Genomic DNA, 20542 nt, shown 5'->3' with positions numbered 1-20542 from the left:
TTCTGTCGCCTCCCGGCCTCCGGGGCGACAGAAATTGACCCCTCACGCGTCCGCGCCGCCGAGCCGGAGGGCATTCGCGAGGACGGTCGCCGCGCCGGAGAGCGCCTGTCCTCCGTCGACGCCGATCTCCGCCCCGGTGAGGAACGCCGCGGCATCCGACAGGAGGAACGCCACGGTATCGGCGACCTCCACCGCCTCACCGACCCGGTGCAGCGGGATGATCGCGGTGTTCGCCTCGGCGAACGCGGGCGGTGCCGACGCGGTCATCGGGGTGCGGATGAAGCCCGGGTGCACGAGATTCACCCGGATGCCGCGCGGTCCGAGCTCCGTCACGCACGCGTGGGTGAGCCCCCGCAACGCCCACTTGCTCGCCGTGTACGCGGCCGTGTAATGCCCCGTGAGTCCCGCGACCGAGCCGATGTTCACGATGGAGGACCCGGCATCCATCGACGGAAGGAGGGCCTGGATGCCGAGCAGGGCACCGGTGACGTTGACGGCGAAGACACGGTCCCAGTCGTCGCGGGAGAGCTCGCCGATACGCGCGCGGTGCGTGACGCCGGCGTTGTTCACGAGCCCCCGCACGCGCCGACCCTCGAGCGACGCAGCCAACGCGTCCCAGTCCTCCTCGGACGCGACGTCGGCGCACCGGTACTCGATCCGGCCCGGGAGACCCTCGGCGCGATCGCTCAGCTCCGGCGCCTCGTCGGCGCGGTCGACGGCGACGACGTCCGCCCCGAGCTCGGCGAGCAGCAGCGCCTCCTCCGCCCCCTGCCCGCCGCCAGCGCCGGTCACCACGAACAGGTTCCCGGCGATGCCCGGCAGACGAAGCTCGGTCACGGCCGGTCCGGCACTCCCGCGCGAGTGCGCGCCCGGGAACGTGCGCGCGCCCGCGGAACCGCGGGGGCGGTGACGCGCTCCCCCACGACGTTGACGATCTCGCCGACGCCCTCGATCACCATGCGCACCTCGTCGCCGGGCTCGAGCGGCCGGGGGTCTAGCGCGCCGCGGCGCCCCCAGAGCTCGCCGAGGCATCCGCCGTTGCCGACCGTGCCGGAGCCGAGCACATCGCCCGGTACCACGACGGAGTTCCGCGCGGCGTACATGACCAGCTCGGGGAACGGCCAGCCCATGTTCGACACGAGGTCGGCGCCGATGAGCTCGCCGTTGACGAACAGCTCGGCGCGCACCGCGAGGAAGCCGTCGGCGTCGAGGTACGGCTCGAGCTCGTCGGCCGTGACGATCCACGGGCCGAGCGTCATCGCGAAGTCCTTGCCCTTGGCGGGACCCAGCCGCACCTTCATCTCCCGCGACTGCAGATCACGCGCGGACCAGTCGTTCATCACGGTGTAGCCGAAGATGTGGGACGCCGCGTCCGTGGCATCCAGGTTCTCCCCGTCCGAACCCGGTACCCCGCCGATGACCGCCGCGAGCTCCAACTCGACGTCGAGGCGCTGCGTCTCGGGGATCGCGACGACATCGCCGGTCGCGCGGACCGTGTGCGGGTTGGTGAAGTAGAAGGTCGGGGCTTCGTACCACTCGGGCACGACCTCGCTCTTGCCGTCGACCGACGCGCTCACGCCCTCGACGTGCTCCTCGAACGCGACGAAGTCACGGATCGAAGCCGGCACGAGCGGGGCGAGCAGCCGCACGTCGGCGAGTGGCCGGCCCGCCGCGGCGTCTCGCCGTGCGAAGAGCGCCGAAGCGGCGGCGAGACCCTGCGCGAGCACCTCGGCCACGCGCAGCCCGTCGGGGAACGGGATCACCGAATCGCCGTCGACGAACCCCTCGCCGATGTCGGCCCCGTCGACCCACCGCGCGATCCTCACGCGTGCACCCGCGTCCGCAGCAGCGCCTCGGCGTTGCTCCCGAGGATCGCCGTCGCGTCGGCCTCGGCGAGCCCCGCGCCGCGGACGAACCCGACCGGGTCGTCGAGCCCCATGTCGAACGGGAAGTCGCTGCCCAGCAGCACCCGGTCGGCCCCGGCCACCTCGACGAGCCAGCGCAGCGCCCGCTCATCGTGCACCACCGTGTCGAACCACAGCTTCGAGAGGTAGCTCGAGGGCGCGTGCGCGCAGCCGTGCGCTTCGGGCCGCACCTTCCACGCGCGGTCGGAGCGGCCGATCGCGGTGGGCAGGTATCCACCGCCGTGCGCCGCGATCAGGCGGAGTCCCGGATGCCGATCCAGCACGCCCGCGAAGATGAGGTGCGAGAGCGCGACGGCGTTCTCCGTCGGCTGGCCGACCGTGTTGGAGAGGTAGAAACGGTCGAGACGCTCGTCGAGCGAGCAGCCGAAGGGGTGCAGGAACACCACCGCCCGGAGCTCCGCGGCGCGCGCCCAGAACGGCTCCAGACGGTCGTCGCTGAGCTCGACGTCGCCCGCGAACGACGAGATCTCGACGCCGGCGAGCCCGCGTCCGAGCACCGCGTCGTCGAGCGCGTCGACGACGAGGTGCGGGTGCTGCAGCGGCACGGTGCCGAGTCCGACGAGACGGTCGGGCGCCGCCGCGACGTGCTCGGCGATCAGGCGGTTGGCCTCGCCGGTCGTCCACGTCGCGAGACCCTCGCCTGCCCACGGGTAGAAGTGGTTCGGCGACGGGCTGACCCACTGCCGGTCGACGCCCTGGGCGTCCATCGCGGCCAGGCGCGCCTCGACGGAGGTGAGGCGCGGGAAGCGCTCGCCGATCATGCGCCCCGAAGCCTGCAGGCTCGCCAGGCCATTGCGACGCAGCTCGAGGTCGGCCGCGGCCTGCACCTCGTCGGGCACGCGCCGCTCCACCTCGGCGTGCAGCCCCGGCATGAGCAGGTGGGCGTGGACGTCCGTGACGCCGTGCCCCGCGACGGCGCTCATGCGCGGGCCGCCGTGAGCTGCGCGACGCCGAACATCAGGCCGCCCATGTCGGCGTCGCGGACGCCGTCGAGCTGCCACTGACCGAGCTGCACCGACGCGTCGACGATGGCCTTCGCCCGGGCGACGCGACGCTCGTGGAACGCGTCCCACAGCGCCTGGTCCACGGCATCCCGTCCGATGAGCAGTTCGGTGAGCACCGCCGCGTCCTCGAGTCCCTGCGCGGCGCCCTGCGCGATCGTCGGCGGGCAGCTGTGCGCGGCGTCGCCGATCACGACGACGCGACCGCGGTTCCACGGCGCCTCGACGAGGTGTCGCGTGAACCAGGTGTAGTTGGCATCCGCCCCCGCCTCGATGTCGGCGCGGATGTGGTTCCACGGACCGTCGTACGCGCGCGACTGCTCGACCATGATGCGCCGCGCCTCTTCGGGCGACACGTGCGAGCGGTCCTGGGCCGCCTCGACAAGGAACGCGTACATCGTGTCGTCGCCGGTGGGCGTGTACCCGGCGATGTACATCGGCCCGCCGTAGTACAGCTCGCTGCGGTCGACGTCGGGCGGCAGCGACACGAAGGTCCGCCAGATGCCCATGCCCGTCTGCTCGGGAGAGACGTGGATGCCGATCAGCTCGCGCACCGCCGAGTGCAGGCCGTCGGCTCCGACGAGGAGGTCGAACGTGCCCGCGGGCTCGCCGTCGACCTCGACCGTGACGCCGTCGTCGGTCTGCGCGACGCCCGTCACGCGTCGTCCGAAATGCACGCGGGCGCCGTGCGCCTCGGCCGCCGCGAGGAGGATGCGGGCGAGATCCGGGCGCGACATTCCCATCGTCGAGGGGTAGTCGGGCCCGCCGGTCTTGAGGTCGGGAAGAGCGGCGACCACGGTCGCGCCGGGGCCGGGGGCACGGAGGTTGAGCCCCTCGAACGCCTTGCCGGCGGCGGCCACCTCGCCCCAGACGCCGAGCTCGTCGAAGACGCGCAGCGCGTTGCCCTGCAGCGTGATCCCCGATCCGCGCGTGGGGAGAGCGGGCTGGGCGTCGTACAGGTCGACCTCGACCCCGGCCCTCGCGAGGAAGATGGCGGATGCCAGGCCGGCGACGCCGGCACCGGCGATGGCGACTCGTTGGACGGCGGTCATGTCAGAACCTCTCTGTTCTTACGACGGGGGGATCAGGTTTACAGCAGGGCGACCGGATTCACCGGCGACCCGACGGCGCCGGTGATCGGGAGCGGCGGTGCCGAGAGGAGGAACTCCCAGCGTCCCGCGGAGGCGCACGCCTCGGCGAGCGCCTCGAGATTCCACATCTCGCCGATCGTGAGGCCGAGGTTGGGGATCACGACCTGGTGGAGCGGCTGGAACGCCGGCACGTCGAACTCGTTCGGGCGCACCTCGAAGCCCCACGTGTCGGTGGCGATGGCGGCGATCTCGGTGCGGTGCAGCCACCCGGCGGTCGTGAGCGACAGCCCCGGCGCGGGGCCGCCGGCGTAGTCGCCCCAGCCGTCGCGGCGCACGCGCGCGAACTGCCCGGTGCGGACGAGCACGATGTCGCCGCGCCCGACGCTCACGCCCTCGGCCGACGCGCACGCGTCGAGGTCGGCGGCGGTGATGGCGTAGCCGTCGGCGAGTTCGCCGGTCTCGGGCGCGAGGTGGCGCCCGACGTCGAGGAGCACGCCGCGCGACACGATGACGTCGGCGGCGTGCTCGATGCCGGTGACGAGGTCGCCGTCGCTCGTGACGACGTCGCCCGCACGGCGCCCGTTCCACGCGAAGCCGTGGTCGAAGATGTGCCCGAGGCCGTCCCACTGGGTCGAGCACTGCAGGGGCATCGCGATGACGTCGTCGGCGCCGCCGATGCCGTGCGGGAAGCCCTGTGTGCCGCGCTCGGCATCCGTTCCCGTGTCGGTCATCGTGTGCACGGGGTTGGTGCGGCGGCGCCAGCCCTTCTGCGGCCCGTCGGTGTCGAAGCGCTGCGAGAGGGAGATCGATCGCCCCTCCCGCACGAGCGCCGCGGCCTCACGACGCTTCGCAGCGTCGATGAAGTTGAGCGTGCCGAGCACGTCGTCCTCGCCCCAGCGTCCCCAGTTCCGGTGCGCTTCGGCGCGCGCGGCGATCTCCGCCTCGGGGTTCTGCCGGTCGAGGTCCGCCGGGTTCTCCGACGGCGCGCTCACGCCGCGCCCTCCGCGACGCACCGTACGACCTGCGTGCCGAGCGCGCCGATGGTCCCGGTCATCACGTCGCCGTCGCGCAGGAACCTCTTCCAGTGCTGACCGTTGCCCGCGGGGCTGCCGGTGAGCAGGAGGTCGCCGGGGAGCAGCGGGTGGGTCTGGGATGCCGCCGAGATCAGCGCCGGCACGTCGAAGAGCAGATCGGAGGTGTTGGCATCCTGCATCACCTGTCCGTTGAGTTCGAGACGCACCGGGGTGTCCGCGGGGTCCACGAACCGCGCGGGCACGAGGAGGGGCCCGGTCGGCAGGAACCCGGGCGCGTTCTTCGCCCGGTACCAGTCGGTGCCGATCTCCTTCATGTCCTTGCGGAACACGAGGTCGCGCGTGGTGATGTCGTTGACGATCGTGTAGCCGGCGACGTGGTCGAGCGCCTCCTCGCGCGAGACGCGGAACGCCTCGCGCCCGATCACGACGGCGAGCTCGAGCTCCCAGTCGTGCACCTCGCTGGAAGCAGGCAGCACGAGCGGCACGTCGTCCCCGACGACGCACGCGGGGAGTCCGATGAAGAAGTACGGCTCACCGCTGCGGGCGCGCTCGTCCATCATGTCGGCCGCGAAGGCACGCGCCTCATCCGGCGTACGCTCAGTGTTCTGCGTCAGGCCCGCCGCGACCAGCTCGATGACGTGCTGGCGGTAGTTGGCGCCGGTCTGCAGCACCTGCCGGGGCTCGACGGGGGCTGTCAGGGTGACGTCCGAGAGCGGATGCCAGTCCCCCGGCGTCTCGGCCTCGGTGGCGGCGAGGGCTTCGAGGCGATCCCAGTCGGGGTCGGCGAGGAACGCGTTCAGGCCACCGCCGAGCTCGTCGGCGGCGAGCGCGCGGATGCGGTCGCCGACGACGAGGCCGACGTGCACGGCATCCCCGTCCCGGAAACGCGCGAGGGCGAAAGGTGCGGTGGTCATGGTGGTGCTCACTCTCCCCGACCGGGATCGTCGTTCAGCCTCGGCCCTGGATCGCGTAGGGGTTGAGCAGCGCGTCCTTGATCTCGTCGGGCACGCCCTCCTCCGTGGCGCTGGGGCCGTCGGCGGGCGGGAACGACTCGGTCATCGACATCGGCATGGCACCGTTGCGGTACATGTTGTTCGAGCCGAGCGAGGGCTTCCAGGTGTTCGCCTCCCAGTCGGGGACGTAGTTGCGGTAGCCGCCGGTGTTCAGCTCGATGCGCAGCGTCGAGGGCTCGCGGTAGTAGAGGAACGTCTGCTCCCCGATGCCGTGGATGTTGGGGCCGTACTCGATCGGGATGCCGTTCTCCATGAGGGTGTCGGCGGCGATGAGCAGCTCTTCGCGCGTGTCGACCCAGAAGGCGTAGTGGTTGACGCGACCGGCGCGGGTCGAGCCGTCGAGGACGACGCCGAGGTCGTGCGACTTCTCGTTCGTGGTCAGCACCGAGAACACCGAGATGGGCGCCTCATCCAGGACCGTGCGGGCCATGAAGCGGAAGCCGAGCGTGTCGACGTACCACTTGACGAACGCGTCGACGTCCGAGGTCGCGACGGTGACGTGGTCGAGCTGGCGCGGAGCACCGGCGACCGAGCTGCGCTTCTCGGGACGGTCCGGGAAGATCGACGCGGTGTGGGGCTCGGCGCGGTGGCGCTCGACGTCCCAGTGCAGCGTCATGTTGTGGCCGAACGGGCCGGTGAAGCGGTAGGCGCGGCCGATGCCACGGCCGTCGAACCATTCGCCCTGGATGCCGGTCGCCTCGACGCGCTTCGCGGCCTCCTCGAGCGCCTCGGCCGACGACGTGCGCCAGGCCATGGTCTCGAGGGCGGGCTCGTCGCCGCGGACGACGACGACGGAGTACGAGTAGTAGTCGCCCCAGCAGCGCAGGTAGACACGGTCGTCCTCGCGCGCGACTTCGGTCAGACCCACCTGGTTGACGTAGAAGTCCACCGAGGCATCGACATCGGGCGTCGTGATCGCAACGAAGGACAGGTGCGAGAGAAGCTTGATCATCTTCGATCCTTTCGGTGAATCGGGCCATTCCGACTCTTCTTCCACTATCCGACCGAAGTTGGTATCAGGGAAGCCGATCCTGTGGATGCCGAGTATCGACGTGGCTTATCCCCGCTCGAGGATGCCGTCGTCGTGAGCCAGCTCGGCGAGATCGCTCCCACGAGCACCGGTGTCCACGGCATCCCGCAGCCGCCGCAGGGCGACGCGCTCGGCCGCCTCGCGCTTCGGCGCGGCGATGCTCCGACCCTCGACACCGTCCGTCTCGACGTGGATCGTCGCGGCCGCGGAGTCGATCCGGACCTCCAGGCGCCGGGGACCGAGCGCGACCGCCGTCAGCGCGTCGCCGACGCCCGACCCGGCCGCGGCGCGCGTGACGCTCACTCCCACCGCCCCGCGCACGAGAGCCAGGAGGTCGGCGGTCGGCGTCGCGTCGCGGGCGACGACGTCCAGCGGACCGCCGGCGAGCACGCGTCCCCAGCCGACGGCATCGCGCAGCAGCACCGCCGCCTCGGGCGCTGCTCCCCACGCGTCGACGACGACGTGCGCCGCGGGCGTCGGCACGAGGGATGCCACGACGTCGGCGCGCAGCCGACGACGGGCGACGACCACCGGGACGTCGAGCGCGCGGAGCCGCTCGTGCGCGGACGCGGGGGCGGGATGCGGCTCATCGACCACCACCCCGAGCGCGTCGGTGAGCCGTTCCACACGGTCCCACCACGCTCCGCGGCCGTCGACGACCCGCAGGACATCGGTCTCGTCGGCATCCGCCAGCCGGACGAGGGGGGCGAGCTCGGCGACCGCGGCGCGGTAAGCGGCGAGATCGGTCCACACGGGCAGCGCGCTCATGAGAGCACCCCGTCCCGCACCGCCGCGGCGGCCCCGTCGGCGACCGCGAGGACGAACGCGGCATCCGCGCGGAGTTCGTCGTACTCCATCGCCGTCTCCCCGCGCAGCAGCGCGGCGAGCGCGCGCCATTCGGCGTCGTAACCGTCGCGCCGGTCGATCGGATACACGGTCTGGATGCCGCGTCCGTCGCGGACCGTCGTCCGGGCGCTGCCGGCGTGGACGAACGGCGGGGGGAACTCGACGTCGACACGCGCGCCGTCGGTCGCGACGTTGACCCGCCACAGCGAGTCCGCGCCCTCGGGACCCATGACGGCGGTGAAGCGCACGACCGCGTCGGGGGAGCGGAGCGCGAGATCGAATCCGATCGGGGCGACGGGTCGCGCCCACACGACCTCGGTGGCATCCGGGACGAGGTCGCGGACGAGCGGCAGGTCGTGCACGGCCAACCCGACGACCAGTTGCCGGACGATGCGCGCGCTCAGCTCGCGGTCGCCCGGATCGATCGGCGGACGAGCGGGCCCCGGCGGCGCGGGGAGGGGCGCCCCCGTGACCAGCTCGTGGTACCTCCCGTTGGGTGCGAGCGAGAGCGTCACCGACACCGACCGGACGCGGTCGCGCGTGGCGTGGAGGTGGTGCGTCGCGCGCGACCAGGCGGGATCGAACAGGTGGTTCGCGCCCACCACGAGCAGCGCGCCGGCGTCGGCGCACGCGGCGACGATCTGCTCGGCGTCCTCGATCGTGGTGGCCAGCGGCTTCTCGCAGAAGATGGCACGGCGTCCGGCCGCGAGGCTCGCGCGCACGTGCGCGGCGTGCTGCTCGGGCGGACTGCAGACGGCGACGACCTCGACCTCGGGGTCGGCGAGCAACGCGTCGACACCGCTCGACGAGCGCGCCCCGAAGCGCTCGGCGATCGCGACGGCCCGCCCGCTGCCGCCATCGCTCACGTGCACGAGCCGGAAGTCGCCGGCGGTCCGCGCGAGCGTGGGGGCGTGCAACGCCGCCACCCCGGGACCCGCCCCGATGATGCCCACACCCCAGGTCATGTCGCTCCTTCGCGGCCACTTCAGCACGAATGACGCTGAAGTTCGAGACTAATGAACCATAGATGACGCGAAACCGGGAACGAGAGGGGTCGCTTGTGTGAAGATCGAGCATGGCCAACGTCTCCACGCTTCGCTTCGGCGCTCAGACCGACGAGGTCACCAGCCTGCTGCGGATCGTGAACATGGTCCGGCTCGGCGAGGCGGTGACGCGTCCCGAGATCGGCCGCGTCACGGGACTCGGTCGCGGCGTCGTGACGCAGCGGGTCGACCGCGCGGTCGAGATGGGATTCCTCGAAGACGCCGAGTTCGCCCCCTCCTCCGGCGGTCGCGCCCCGCGCACTCTCCGCTTCCGCTCCGAGCGCGGACGCATCGTCGTGTGCGCCCTCGGCGGCCTGCACATCCACGTGGGGGTCACCGATCTCGACGGCGAGATCCGCGTGGAGGCGCACCGCGTGTGGGACATCGCGAAGGGCCCCGACGAGACGCTCTCGGTCGCGACGGCGATGGTCGACGACCTGCTCGAGGCCGACGGCAACCCCGCGGTCTGGGCCGTCGTCGTGGGCGTCCCCGGACCGGTCGACTTCGAGACGGGCCGCCCGGTGGCACCGCCGATCATGCCCGGGTGGAACAACTTCGACGTCCGCTCCCGCTTCGAGGAGCGCTACTCGGCTCCGGTCTGGGTCGACAACGACGTCAACATCCTGGCCGCCGGCGAGCGCGCACGTCGGCGGGAGGACAACCCCGACCTCATCTACTGCAAGGTCGGCACCGGCATCGGTGCGGGCCTCGTGTCGCACGGGCGCCTGCACCGCGGCGCGAACGGCGCGGCGGGCGACATGGGGCACGTGCGGGTCCCAGGCGCGCAGCAGCAGTGTCGGTGCGGGAAGATCGGATGCCTCGAAGCCGTGGCCGGCGGCTGGGCGCTGGTGCGCGATGCGAAGGACGCCGTCGCGGCGGGAGGCGCGGGCGCCCTCGCCGACATCATCGCCTCCGGCGCCGAGCTCGCTCCGGAGGACATCTCGAAGGCCGCCGAACGGGGCGACGCGCTGGCGATCTCGCTCATCCAGGCCTCCGCGCGCCAGATCGGCGAGGCGGTCGCCGCCCTCGTGAACATGTTCAACCCGAGCGTCATCGTCATCGGCGGGGCCGTCGCGGCGGCCGGCGAGCTGTTCCTCGCCGAGGTGCGCCACCGCGTGTACGAACTCTCCCTGCCGCTCGCCACGCGCGATCTGGCGATCGTGACGAGCGTCAACGACGCGCGGGAGCCACTCCGCGGCGGCGTCGATCTCGCCCGCGAGCAGCTGTTCGAGGCGGTGTTCCCCCGGTGGTTCGCGGAAGGCCGTCCGACGCTCGCCGCGATCCGCGGCGAGGCGCAGCCCGCGTAAGACTTCTTCCCCTTTTCGACATTAGTCAGTAGATTCAGGGCTTATGGTCCTGTCCGCGCTGCGCGACGATGCGCTGCACATCCTCCCCGACGGGTATGCCCTCCGGCTCTCCCTCCCGTGGATCCGCTCACTCCCCCTCGCCGGTCTCGTCGAGCCCGAGGTGCGGATCGACGGTCGCCCCCTGCCCGCGACGGTCCAGCTCGGCGACCGCCGCGTCGATCCCGCCGCCCTCGAGGCCGAGACCCGGTGGTGGCACGTACAGGACCGCGTCGCCCTGCACGTGACGGATGCCGCGAGCCCTGGCATCCACGAGGTGTCGGTGTCGTTCCGTCTCGAGGTGCCGTACCTCGACGGCGGACCCGACGGGCCCCTCGCCCTTCCCTTCTTCTTCACCCGTGCGCTGGACACCGAGACCTCGACGACGGGCGTCTCGCGCGACGTCGGGAGCCTCGCGTGAGCGCGCTGCCCGCGGGCTGGACGCTCTCGGCGAGCGCGTTCAACCTCACGCCCGAGGTCGTGCGCGCCGAGCGCACGGCGCCCGACCTCGCCCTGACGCTCGTCGAACGCGGCCTCGCCTCCGCGATCGAGGTGGAGCTCGGGCAGCTGTGGCGCGGCTACCCGGCGGCCACGCTCGCCGAGGCCCGCGCCCTGCAGGAGCGTCTCGACGCCGCGGGCGGACGCGTGAGCATCGTCGGCGTGAGCATCGACGAGTGGGACGGACATCACCGCCGCACCGACGACGAGCGCCTGGCGTTCCTCGAACCGCAGCTGCGCACCTCCGCCGCGCTCGGCGCGCAGGGCGTGCGTCTCCCGCTCGGCCAGGCGGGCGCGCTGCTCGAGCGCGCGCTGCCGCTGCTCGAGGAGCTCGACCTCGTGCTGTACGAGGAGGCACAGGGGCACGGGACTCCCGCCGCGGTACCCGAGGCGTACGCGCGGATCGCGGCGATCGACAGCCCGCGCGTCCGGCTGCTGCTGGACATCAGCATGCTCATGCCGGCGCTCCCCGTGTCCTACCTCGACGCCCTCTCTCGCGGTGGCGTGGACCCGGCTCTCGTGGCCCGCCTGCGCGACCACTGGCGTGAGCCCGAGACCCACGGCGCCGTCATCGACCACCTGCGGTCGGGGCGCGTCCCGGGGCCGGTGGACACGTTGTACATGAACCTGCTCGTCCGCTTCGGGCGCTCGGACATCGCCGATGTGGCATCCGTCCTGCCCCTGCTCGGCGGGGTCCACCTGAAGTTCTGGGATCTCGACGACGCCGACGATCGAATTTCCGACCCGATCCGCGACGTGGGCACCGCCCTCGCCGCGACGGGCTTCACCGGCACGCTCTGCAGCGAGTGGGGCGGCCAGGAGTGGCTCGACGACGACCCGTGGGAGACGACCTCGCGTCATCTCTCGCTGGCCGCCGGTCTCCTCTCCGACCGTCACCCCTCCGAAACGCTGCAGAAAGCGAGCACGCCATGACCGATCGACCCATCAAGTGGAGCTATATGGACCACTGGCGGGCCCAAGGACCCGCCGGACCCTACGACCAATGGCAGTCGCGCCTCGCGATGAAGCGCTTCCTGCAGCAGGTCGCGGCGGTCGGGTTCGACGCGATCGACACCTTCGACTTCCGGATCTGGCAGATCTTCGAGCAGTACGGGTCGGTGGCCAACTACCAGGAGTTCGTGCAGGAGCAGGGACTCGAGCGGATCGTCAACACGTTCCACGGCGTCTACTACTCGCCCGATCGCTACGCACCCGAGGTGCCCGCGACGCACGCCACGATCCTCGAGGACTTCCAGCGGACGCTGGACATGTGGTCCGGCATCCAGCTCGACAACATCATCGTGATGCCCGGATCGCGGTACTTCGACGAGGCCGGCGTGCCCGACGACGGCCTCAAGCACGCGGCCGATATCTGGGGAAAGGTCGGCGAGCTCACGCAGCAGTACGGCGTCAACCTCACCTGCCACCACGAGTTCTACGCCGGCATCCGCACGCGCGACCAGATCGACCGCTTCTACTCCTACGCCGACCCGCGCTACGTGAAGTTCTTCGTCGACACCGCGCAGCACTGCATCGCCGACGTCGACCCGGTCGCCGTGTACGAGAAGCACCACGAGCGCGTGACGGGCTTCCACTTCAAGGACACCCGCCACAAGGACGTCAACGACGACTATCGGATGTTCCCGGATGCCGAGGTCTCGGCGAAGACGACCGAGAAATGGTTCTACGAGATGGGCACCGATGAAGGGCTCGTCGACTTCGAGGCGATGATGCGCTCGGTGCGCGACAACGCGTACACCGGCTGGATCAGCGTCGAGCACGACAAGGCCGACAAGCTCGGCGGCGACTACGCCGAGAGCACCGCGATCTCGCGCTGGTACGCCAAGAACGTGCTGGACGGCATCTACAACGAGAAGGTGGCGTGATGAGCGACGTGCGCTGGGCCTACGCCGTCAACCAGTGGGACACGAACATCGACTCGTTCGTGCGCAAGCGCGAGCACGAGCGCGCGTTCAAGACCGTGTCGATCAGCGGCTTCTCGGGCGTGGAGCTCACCGCCGTGAGCTTTGGCGCGTGGGAGCCGCTCGGGAAGCCGCAGCAGATCGCCGACCTCTACGGCTCGCTCGAGGGATTCCGCGACGTGCTGTCCGCGTGCGCGCTCGACGCCGTGAGCAGCTACGTCTACGACCCGTCCGTCGGATTCGAGGTCGAGATGGGGCGCGGGCCCGACCCGCTGGACCCGGCGTCGGTGGATCAGATCGTGCGCACCGCCCGGTGGTTCGCAGGTGCCCTCCGCCGCCTCGGGGGCAGTGTGCTGGTGGTGCGTGCTGCGCCGTCGGCGTGGCAGACGGGGCCGCTCTCCGACGAGCAGATCGGCGTGCTGGCCGACCTGTGGAACACGGTCGGCCCGGCGGTCGCCGCGGACGGCATCGCCCTCGGCCTGCACGTCGACTTCCTCTCCGCGCTGCGCCTGGACGATGGCATCCATCGTCTGCTGGCGGCGACGGATGCCGAAACGGTGGGCGTCGCGATCGACACCGCCGAGTACGCGATCGCGGGGATCGACCCCGTCGCGCTGTACCGGCGGTACGCCGACCGCGTGGTGCACGTGCAGCTGAAGGACGCCCGCGAGACGGTGGACGACGCGGAGGCGTCGACGCCGCACGCCGAGCAGTTCATCCGCACCGAGGGCGGCGCGCGCAAGATCCTGCGCTGGTTCTACGAGCCGAGCGACGAGCGCGCGCTGGTCGACTTCGAGGGCTTCGTGGGCGCGCTGGCCGAGCACGGCTACCGGGGCTGGATCGTCGTCGAGTCCGACCAGAGCCCCCACCCCGCCGAGAGCACGATGGTGGCGGGCTGGTACGTGCAGAAGGTGCTGCAGCCGCTGCTCGAGGGGACGCGCGTCCCCGCCTGACCCCGCCCGAACAGGGGATCGCGCCCGAACCGGATGCCGTCAGACGCAGGCGTCCTGCACCGGTGCGATCCCCTGTTCTCATCCGAATCCGTCCTCGGGGCTGCCAGCACAGCGCTCTCGCCTGCGCCGCCCCCTTGCTGAGGTGCGCCGCAGGGCTCGCTTCCTCCTCGCCGTACGCGCGCGAGGAACGCTACAATGGACGCCTGGGCTGGCCGCGAGGCCCTGGTCCACCCTCTAGACGGGGACATCCCTCGTCACACTTCAGGCGGACGATGTCCGCCTGAAGTCATTTCCGGAGGCGCTTTGCGCGAACTCAGCATCTTCATCGATGAGTCGGGGGACTTCGGCCCGTACGAGAAGCATTCACCGTTCTACGTCCTGAGTCTCGTATTCCACGACCAAGACGCTGACATCGGGGCTCACCTCGACAAGATCCACGACGCTCTCACGGATCGGGGGCTTCCCCGCGATCACGCCATCCACACCGGTCCTCTCATACGCCGAGAGCAGGACTATCGCTGGATGGAGCTCGGCGAGCGACGGGCACTCTTTCGCGTACTCGTCGACTTCGTGCGGCACTGTCGCGTCCAGCATCTGTCGTGGGTGTTCTCAAAACGCGATCTCGATACCTCCGACCGCTTGATCACCGCGATGTCACGAGACCTGGGCACGTTCGTCCGTGAGAACTACGACTACTTCTCTTCGTGGGAACGTGTCGTCGTCTACTACGACAACGGACAAAGGGAGATCACGAATCTGGTGAACAGCGTGCTCAGCGCGCTGCTCGGCTCTGCCGAGGTGAGGAAAGTTGCACCAGCCGATTACAGCCTCTTTCAGGCCGCCGACCTGTGCTGCACTCTCACGCTGCTCGAAGCCAAGATCGCGTCGGTAGGGCTCTCGTCGTCGGAGCGCGATTTCTTCTCGACGAAGAGCGACAATGCGGAACGCTCGCTTCGACGCGGTTACTTCAAGACGCTCGCCGCGAAGAAGTTCGTTCCGTGACCGCCGACTAAGCGGGCTCAAGACGGCCGAATGCATGGCAGCCACCGGACGGGGCACAGGACGGTCAACGAGAAATCAGTGGATCACCGCGGCATACCCTGTTCTCTCGGCGCGGACGCCCCGGCGTCAACGCGCGGAATGCACCCACCGTCGCCACTCGGGCTGCGGCGCATACCCGCGAGCCGCCCACGCGGACGCGCCGAGGTCGTTGCCCTCGAGCACCATCGCGTCGAAGCGCCCGGCGCCGAGCGCGCGAAGACGGTCCTCGGCTGCGTCGAGGAGGACTCGGGCGAGGCCCTGGCGGCGGTGATCGGGGTGCACGGCGAGGCGATAGAGGTGGGCGCGCCACCCGTCCCAGCCCGCGATGACGGTACCGACGATCCGGCCCTCCGACCGCACGACGAGCACGGCCTCGGGGTCACGGCACAGCAGCGCCTCAACCACGGGAGCCGAGTCGCTCGGCCGCGCGTCGTTCTCGCCCGCGATCGCCCAGAACGCCAGCAGCGCGTCAATGTCAGCCAGGGTGGCGGTCTCGACGGCGGGGGAAGGGCTCATCGTCCCGACGATACCGCCGCGCCCGTCAGCGCGGCTGAAGTCCCGCCGCCCGATAGATCGCGTCGACCATCCGCATCGTCCCCGCGCCGTCGCGGGCGTCGAGGACGCTCGGCGAGCCGTCGGCGAGCACGTCGCGCAAGTGCTCGAGCTGCCGCGCGTAACTGTTCTCCCCCGGCTCCGCCGCGACCGAGCGGAGCACCTCGCCGTCAGACGATGTCACGGTGAGCGTCGCTCCCCACTGCGGCACGATGACGCTCGTCGCCCGCAGCGACGCGGCGCTCCCGAGGGCCCGCACCTCCATCGCGCCGGTGTCGTCGCCGAGGAACGACGCCCGAACCGCGGCCGGGATGCCACCGGGCAACCGCAGTTCGGCGTCGGCCTGGAGGTCGATGCGGGGGTCGGCGTCGTACGTCCGCGCCGACGCCGAGACCACCTCGGGCTCACCCCACGCCGCCCGGAGCAGATCGACCGCGTAGCAGCCGACGTCCATCACGGCTCCGCCGGCCAGGTCGCCGTCGAGGCGGATGTTGCCGGGCTTCACGACGAAGTGCGGGATGCTGAAGTCCACCTCGACCCGCGCCACGTCACCGAGAATCCCCGACGCGATCGTGGAGAGGAGGTCCGCGATGAACGGATGCAGGCGGTAGTGGAAGCCGACGAACGCGCGTCGGCCGGTGGCATCCGCCGTATCCGCGATCGCTGCGGCGGTCGTGCCGTTCGCGGACAGGGGCTTCTCGCACAGGACGTGCTTCCCGGCCTCGAGCGCCCGCGCCGCCCACTGCGCGTGGACGATCGGCGGCAGCGCGAGGTACACGAGGTCGATCCGCGGGTCGGAGAGCACCGCGTCGTAGTCGCCCCACGCGGGGAGAGCGAGGCGGTCGGCGAAGGCTCGGGCCCGCTCCGGATCGCGCGCTCCGATGGCCACGACCTCGACGCTGTCGACCGTCCGCGACGGTTCGACCATCGCGCGTTCGGCGATGCCGCCCGCCCCCAGAATCCCGACGCCGAGCATCACCCCTCGCCGTTGTAATACGGCCACGGGTTGATGCGGCGGTCGCCGCGGCGGTCGGGGCCCGTGAGCGTCACCTCGCCGGTCGCGGCCCACTCGACACCGCGCGGGAACATCCGGATGAACTCGATGCGCCGGAACGTGTCGATGTCGTGCCCGATCGTGATCGTGAACGACCGGCCCGCGCCGTACTCGTTGATCCACGCGAGCGGCTGGTCGGTGTTGATCCCCGGCAGCGCCGCGATGCCCTCCGGCGGGATGTCGACGGGGTAGTGCGACATCGGCCACACGCGCGCCTTCTCGTACGCCTCGAGATCGTCGAACGTCGTGAGCAGCACCTGGGCGCCCTCGTACATCTGCACGCCGACGAGGATGTCGTCACCGGTGACGGTCCACGTGTCGTTGATGCCCTCGGTGATCGGATGCCGGGGCTCGGCGGTCCGCAGCAGCGCCTCGCCCCACGGACGCGGGCGCAGTCCCGTCTCCCACGCGCTGAGCTTGGCTCCGCGCATGACGTTGTATTCCTCGGGGTAGCCCCAGCGGTCCTCCTGGGCGGCGGAGCCGTGGAACCACACGATGCCCTTGCCCTCGTCGTGCACGAAGCGCAGGATCGCGGCATCCGTCTCCGCTCCGAACCCGGTCGCGATGTCGTGGTAGCCGTCGCGGCCCTCGAACACGACGATCAGCACGTCGTACTTGTCGATGACGCTCGCCGGCAGCCCGCGGGGGTCCTCGACGACGCGGACTTTGAAGCGCCCGGTGTCCTCCAGGAGCGTGGTGATCCACTGATTGTGCAGGCGGAAGCTACGGTGGGCGTTGTCGTGCTCGGTGGTCATGTGCCCCGAGAGGATCAGAACGTTCAGCACGTCAGTCTTTGCGTGCGAAGGCGGCGTCGAAGAGTTGGTGGGGTGGGGTGATCTCGGCGAGTTTGCGGACGAAGGCGAGGGCTTCGGGGCCGCCGACGAGACGGTCCATGCCGGCGTCTTCCCACTCCACGCTGGTGGGGCCGTCGTAGCCGATCGCGTTCAGCGCGCGGAACAGCGGCTCCCAGGGCACGGCGCCGTGCCCGGTGGACACGAACGTCCACCCGCGGCGCGGGTTGTCCCACGACAGGTGCGACCCGAGCACCCCGTTGCGGCCGTCGAGGTTCGTGATCGATTCCTTGCAGTGCACATGGAGAATGTGTTCCGCGAAATCGAGGACGAACGCGACGGAGTCGAGCTGCTGCCAGACGAAGTGCGAGGGGTCGAAGTTGAACCCGAAGCTCTTCCGATACCCGATCGCTTCGAGGGTTCTCTTCGCGGTCCAGTAGTCGTACGCGATCTCGGACGGGTGCACCTCGAGCGCGAAGCGCACCCCGACCTCCTCGAACACGTCGAGGATCGGGTTCCACCGGTCGGCGAAATCGCGGTACCCGGCCTCGATCATCGCCTCCGAGGCCGGCGGGAACATCGCGACGTACTTCCAGATACTCGACCCCGTGAACCCGGTCACCGTCGAAACTCCGAGTTTCGCGGCGAACCGGGCCGTGTTCTTGAGGTCTTCCGCGGCGCGCTGCCGGACGCCCTCGGCATCCCCGTCTCCCCACACCCGGGCGGGCACGATGTCGTGGTGCCGCTCGTCGATGGGGTCGTCGCACACGGCCTGGCCGACGAGGTGGTTCGCGATGGTCCAGACCTTCAGGCCGTTGCGCTCCAAAATGTCGAGGCGGGATTGGACGTAGGCGGCGTCGTCCCAGCGGGAGACGTCGATGTGGTCGCCCCAGCAGGCGATCTCCAGGCCGTCGTACCCCCACTCGCCCGCGAGACGCGCGACCTCTTCGAAGGGCAGGTCGGCCCACTGGCCGGTGAACAGGGTGATCGGGCGTGCCATGACGAAAGACCTTTCAAGAAACCGGAACGGGGGATGCCACGGCCGTCCACGCCGCGTCCGCAGCACTGCTGCGCTCGACGGCGTCGAGGACCCGCTGGACGCTGAGGCCCTCGGCGAACGAGGGGTGCGGGTCGGTCCCGGCGTCGATAGCGGCGACGAGGTCGACGACCTGGTGGGTGAAGCCGTGCTCGTAGCCGAGCATGTGCCCGGCCGGCCACCACGCGGCGACGTACGGGTGGACGGGTTCGGTGACGAGGATCTGGGTGAACCCCTGCCGCCCCTCCGCCGCGGTGCGGTCGTAGAACCGCAGACTGTTCAGGTCCTCCAGATCGAACGCCAACGCCCCACGGTCACCCGACACCTCGATCGTCAGGGCGTTCTTCCGGCCCGTCGCGAACCGGGTCGCCTCGAACGACGCCAACGCCCCGTTCGACAACCGCCCGGTGAAGATCGCGGCATCATCCACCGTGACGTCGCCGACGCCCTCCCCGGCCGAACCCGACAGCCCGGAACCTGCGGCCTGCAGCGGACGCTGCTTCACGATCGTCTCGAGCGTCCCGGTGACGCTGTCGACGCCGAGACCCGTGACGAACTGGGTCATGTCGATGATGTGCGCGCCGATGTCCCCCAACGCCCCCGACCCGGCGTGCTCCTTCTGCAACCGCCACGCGAGCGGCATCTGCGGGTCGACGAGCCAGTCCTGCCGGTACGCCGCCCGCACCTGCTGCACCGCCCCCACGGCCCCCTCCGCGATCATGTCGCGCAGCAACGTCACCGCCGGCACCCGACGGTACGTGAACCCCACCATCGACCGGACGCCACGCGCCGCCGCCCGCTCCGCCGCCTCGGCCATCGCCTCAGCCTCAGCCACCGTGTTCGCCAACGGCTTCTCACACAACACGTGCTTACCGGCCTCCAGCGCTGCGATCGCGATTTCGGCGTGCGAGTCGCCCGGCGTGACGATGTCGACGATGTCGATGTCGTCACGGGCGATGACCTCGCGCCAATCGGTGGCCGATTCCGCCCAGCCCCATTTCGCGGCGGCGGATGCCACGGCATCCGCGTTCCGTCCGACGACCACCGTCATCTCGACCGGGCACGCCAGATCGAACACGCGCGGCGCCTGCCGCCACCCCACCGAATGCGCCGCGCCCATGAAGCCGTAGCCGATCATCGCGACGCGGAGAGGAGTCGTCATGCCAGCACCAACTCGCGCTCGACCGGCACGCGGTTCGTGACGTAGCGACCGGGTCCGCCGTCGACGCCCGGCATGATCTGCATGTAGAGCAGACGCATCGTCAGGACCACCTCGACGGTGATCTTCTCGCCCGCCGCGGGCGGCGTGTCGAGGTGGATCAGCACGTCGGGGCGGTCGGCGACGAACCACAGGGTGTCGGACTGCTCCGGCAGCTCCTCGACGCGGTACTCGCGGCCCTCGAGCGAGAACCGGAGGTCCTCGGTCGGGACCGCGACACCGTTCACCGACGCGGCGACGCCGTCGACGGCCGAGAGCCAGAGACTCCGGTACCACGGCAGCTGCACCGAGACGGCGAGCCCGTCGTCGGTACGACGGACGTCCTTCTCGGCGAAGAGCGAGTTGTGGGTGGCCACGGGGACTCCTAGGCGAAGGTGTCGACGAAGTGCTCGTGCGCGACCGGGGGCACGGGCTCGAGCTTCTGCGTCGTCTCGGGGCTGTACGGGTGGTTCTTCGACGGCACCGGCTCGTCGGCCGGGGGCATGAAGACGGGCTTGCCGTCGTCGCCGAAGTACATGAGGTCGAGGTCGAACGCGCCCTGGTTCTTCAGGCCGAAGCTGACCCAGTTCTCCTCGAAGGGGGCGCGGGCGAGCTCGTAGCAGCGGAACTTCCAGAACTTCCACTCGCCGTCCTGCTTGAGGAAGTCGATGGCGTACTTGCACCACACCCAGTGCGCCCAGACCTTCTTGCCGAGCACCTCGTCGGGCGAGTACATGTCGGGGAACTCCTCGGCGACCTTGGGGTCGGTCAGGCCCGACTCGGTGCCGGCCATGAGCCAGACGCCCTTGGCCGTCTTCCCGTCGGCGGCGACCTCGATCACGGGGGTGTTGGTGGTGTGGAGGATGAGCTTGCCCTCGGGGTGGGGACGGCCGCGGTGGTAGTCGGTCACGCTCTGCCAGGTCGTGTACTGACCGGCGTTGGTGTATCGGGCGCGGATCCCCTCGGTTCCCTCCTTGACCCACATGGGGATGATCTGTTCGTCCTCGAACGCGTTGTGCAGGAACATGTAGCGGTTGAACAGGTTCTCGACCTGTCCGCGGTCCTCGGCGCGCTGCGCCAGGGACTGGGCGGCCTCGACCTGCTCGCGCAGGCGCGCGATCTCGGCGACGAGGTCCGAGATGGATGCCTCGGTGGTGGTGTTCGACACGGG

Annotated in this window: 22 protein-coding genes; 6 read left to right on the top strand and 16 right to left on the bottom strand. The window is 70.6% G+C overall.

Features of this window, described 5'->3' with window-relative positions:
* Window positions 1-42: 42 nt before the first annotated feature.
* From AVW09_RS16550 to AVW09_RS16510, 9 genes are all read right to left on the bottom strand, one after another.
* A complete protein-coding gene (locus tag AVW09_RS16550) occupies window positions 43-837 on the bottom strand; it encodes an SDR family NAD(P)-dependent oxidoreductase (protein WP_063259088.1) in 795 nt (264 codons plus the stop codon).
* Window positions 834-1826 (bottom strand): fumarylacetoacetate hydrolase family protein, encoded by a 993-nt coding sequence (locus tag AVW09_RS16545; protein ID WP_063259087.1) that lies wholly within the window; start codon window positions 1824-1826, stop codon window positions 834-836. Before AVW09_RS16545 ends, AVW09_RS16550 begins: the two co-directional genes overlap by 4 nt.
* Window positions 1823-2848, bottom strand: coding sequence for an amidohydrolase family protein (locus AVW09_RS16540; RefSeq protein WP_063259086.1), 1026 nt, complete (start codon window positions 2846-2848; stop codon window positions 1823-1825). Before AVW09_RS16540 ends, AVW09_RS16545 begins: the two co-directional genes overlap by 4 nt.
* Window positions 2845-3978, bottom strand: a complete 1134-nt coding sequence (locus AVW09_RS16535) for an FAD-dependent monooxygenase (protein WP_063259085.1) — start codon at window positions 3976-3978, stop codon at window positions 2845-2847. Before AVW09_RS16535 ends, AVW09_RS16540 begins: the two co-directional genes overlap by 4 nt.
* A 38-nt stretch (window positions 3979-4016) precedes the next feature.
* Entirely contained in the window at window positions 4017-5009 is a 993-nt protein-coding gene (locus tag AVW09_RS16530; protein ID WP_063259084.1) for a cyclase family protein, read from the bottom strand.
* On the bottom strand, window positions 5006-5965 hold the full coding sequence (locus AVW09_RS16525) for a fumarylacetoacetate hydrolase family protein (RefSeq protein WP_063259083.1): 960 nt from the start codon (window positions 5963-5965) through the stop codon (window positions 5006-5008). Before AVW09_RS16525 ends, AVW09_RS16530 begins: the two co-directional genes overlap by 4 nt.
* Window positions 5966-5999: 34 nt before the next feature.
* Window positions 6000-7016, bottom strand: a complete 1017-nt coding sequence (locus AVW09_RS16520; RefSeq protein WP_063259082.1) for a VOC family protein — start codon at window positions 7014-7016, stop codon at window positions 6000-6002.
* A gap of 105 nt (window positions 7017-7121) precedes the next feature.
* Entirely contained in the window at window positions 7122-7862 is a 741-nt protein-coding gene (locus AVW09_RS16515; protein WP_063259081.1) for a hypothetical protein, read from the bottom strand.
* On the bottom strand, window positions 7859-8905 hold the full coding sequence (locus AVW09_RS16510; protein WP_063259080.1) for a Gfo/Idh/MocA family protein: 1047 nt from the start codon (window positions 8903-8905) through the stop codon (window positions 7859-7861). Before AVW09_RS16510 ends, AVW09_RS16515 begins: the two co-directional genes overlap by 4 nt.
* Window positions 8906-9015: 110 nt before the next feature.
* Between AVW09_RS16510 and AVW09_RS16505 the strand changes: the two genes are divergently transcribed.
* From AVW09_RS16505 to AVW09_RS16480, 6 genes are all read left to right on the top strand, one after another.
* Entirely contained in the window at window positions 9016-10290 is a 1275-nt protein-coding gene (locus tag AVW09_RS16505) for an ROK family protein (protein ID WP_063259079.1), read from the top strand.
* Between the two features lie 43 nt (window positions 10291-10333).
* A complete protein-coding gene (locus tag AVW09_RS16500) occupies window positions 10334-10747 on the top strand; it encodes a hypothetical protein (protein ID WP_063259078.1) in 414 nt (137 codons plus the stop codon).
* Entirely contained in the window at window positions 10744-11757 is a 1014-nt protein-coding gene (locus tag AVW09_RS16495; protein WP_063259077.1) for a hypothetical protein, read from the top strand. Before AVW09_RS16500 ends, AVW09_RS16495 begins: the two co-directional genes overlap by 4 nt.
* Window positions 11754-12710 (top strand): sugar phosphate isomerase/epimerase family protein, encoded by a 957-nt coding sequence (locus AVW09_RS16490; RefSeq protein WP_063259076.1) that lies wholly within the window; start codon window positions 11754-11756, stop codon window positions 12708-12710. The genes AVW09_RS16495 and AVW09_RS16490 overlap by 4 nt, the downstream gene beginning before the upstream one ends.
* On the top strand, window positions 12710-13699 hold the full coding sequence (locus AVW09_RS16485) for a sugar phosphate isomerase/epimerase family protein (RefSeq protein ID WP_063259075.1): 990 nt from the start codon (window positions 12710-12712) through the stop codon (window positions 13697-13699). Before AVW09_RS16490 ends, AVW09_RS16485 begins: the two co-directional genes overlap by 1 nt.
* Before the next feature lie 195 nt (window positions 13700-13894).
* Window positions 13895-14701 (top strand): DUF3800 domain-containing protein, encoded by an 807-nt coding sequence (locus tag AVW09_RS16480; protein ID WP_156496148.1) that lies wholly within the window; start codon window positions 13895-13897, stop codon window positions 14699-14701.
* 126 nt (window positions 14702-14827) lie between these two features.
* On the opposite strand, the gene AVW09_RS16475 is transcribed toward AVW09_RS16480, so the two are convergent.
* From AVW09_RS16475 to AVW09_RS16445, 7 genes are read right to left on the bottom strand one after another with little or no spacing between them, the layout of a single operon-like run.
* Window positions 14828-15256 (bottom strand): GNAT family N-acetyltransferase, encoded by a 429-nt coding sequence (locus tag AVW09_RS16475; RefSeq protein ID WP_063259073.1) that lies wholly within the window; start codon window positions 15254-15256, stop codon window positions 14828-14830.
* Between the two features lie 25 nt (window positions 15257-15281).
* A complete protein-coding gene (locus AVW09_RS16470; protein ID WP_063259072.1) occupies window positions 15282-16268 on the bottom strand; it encodes a Gfo/Idh/MocA family protein in 987 nt (328 codons plus the stop codon).
* The gene (locus AVW09_RS16465; RefSeq protein ID WP_231901869.1) at window positions 16268-17131 is read right to left on the bottom strand and encodes a ThuA domain-containing protein; all 864 of its coding nucleotides are present in this window, start codon (window positions 17129-17131) and stop codon (window positions 16268-16270) included. The genes AVW09_RS16470 and AVW09_RS16465 overlap by 1 nt, the downstream gene beginning before the upstream one ends.
* Window position 17132: 1 nt before the next feature.
* Window positions 17133-18137, bottom strand: a complete 1005-nt coding sequence (locus AVW09_RS16460) for a sugar phosphate isomerase/epimerase family protein (RefSeq protein ID WP_063259071.1) — start codon at window positions 18135-18137, stop codon at window positions 17133-17135.
* Window positions 18138-18150: 13 nt separating this feature from the next.
* Entirely contained in the window at window positions 18151-19335 is a 1185-nt protein-coding gene (locus AVW09_RS16455; RefSeq protein WP_063259070.1) for a Gfo/Idh/MocA family protein, read from the bottom strand.
* The gene (locus tag AVW09_RS16450; RefSeq protein WP_022877584.1) at window positions 19332-19748 is read right to left on the bottom strand and encodes a C-glycoside deglycosidase beta subunit domain-containing protein; all 417 of its coding nucleotides are present in this window, start codon (window positions 19746-19748) and stop codon (window positions 19332-19334) included. Before AVW09_RS16450 ends, AVW09_RS16455 begins: the two co-directional genes overlap by 4 nt.
* A gap of 8 nt (window positions 19749-19756) precedes the next feature.
* Window positions 19757-20539: a nuclear transport factor 2 family protein gene (locus AVW09_RS16445; RefSeq protein WP_022877585.1), complete on the bottom strand. Its 783-nt coding sequence runs from the start codon at window positions 20537-20539 to the stop codon at window positions 19757-19759.
* Window positions 20540-20542 lie beyond the last annotated feature (3 nt).

The sequence above is a fragment of the Microbacterium sp. T32 genome, from assembly GCF_001619615.1.
In the GTDB taxonomy this organism is placed as follows: domain Bacteria; phylum Actinomycetota; class Actinomycetes; order Actinomycetales; family Microbacteriaceae; genus Microbacterium.
This window is presented reverse-complemented; position numbering and strand designations above follow the sequence as displayed.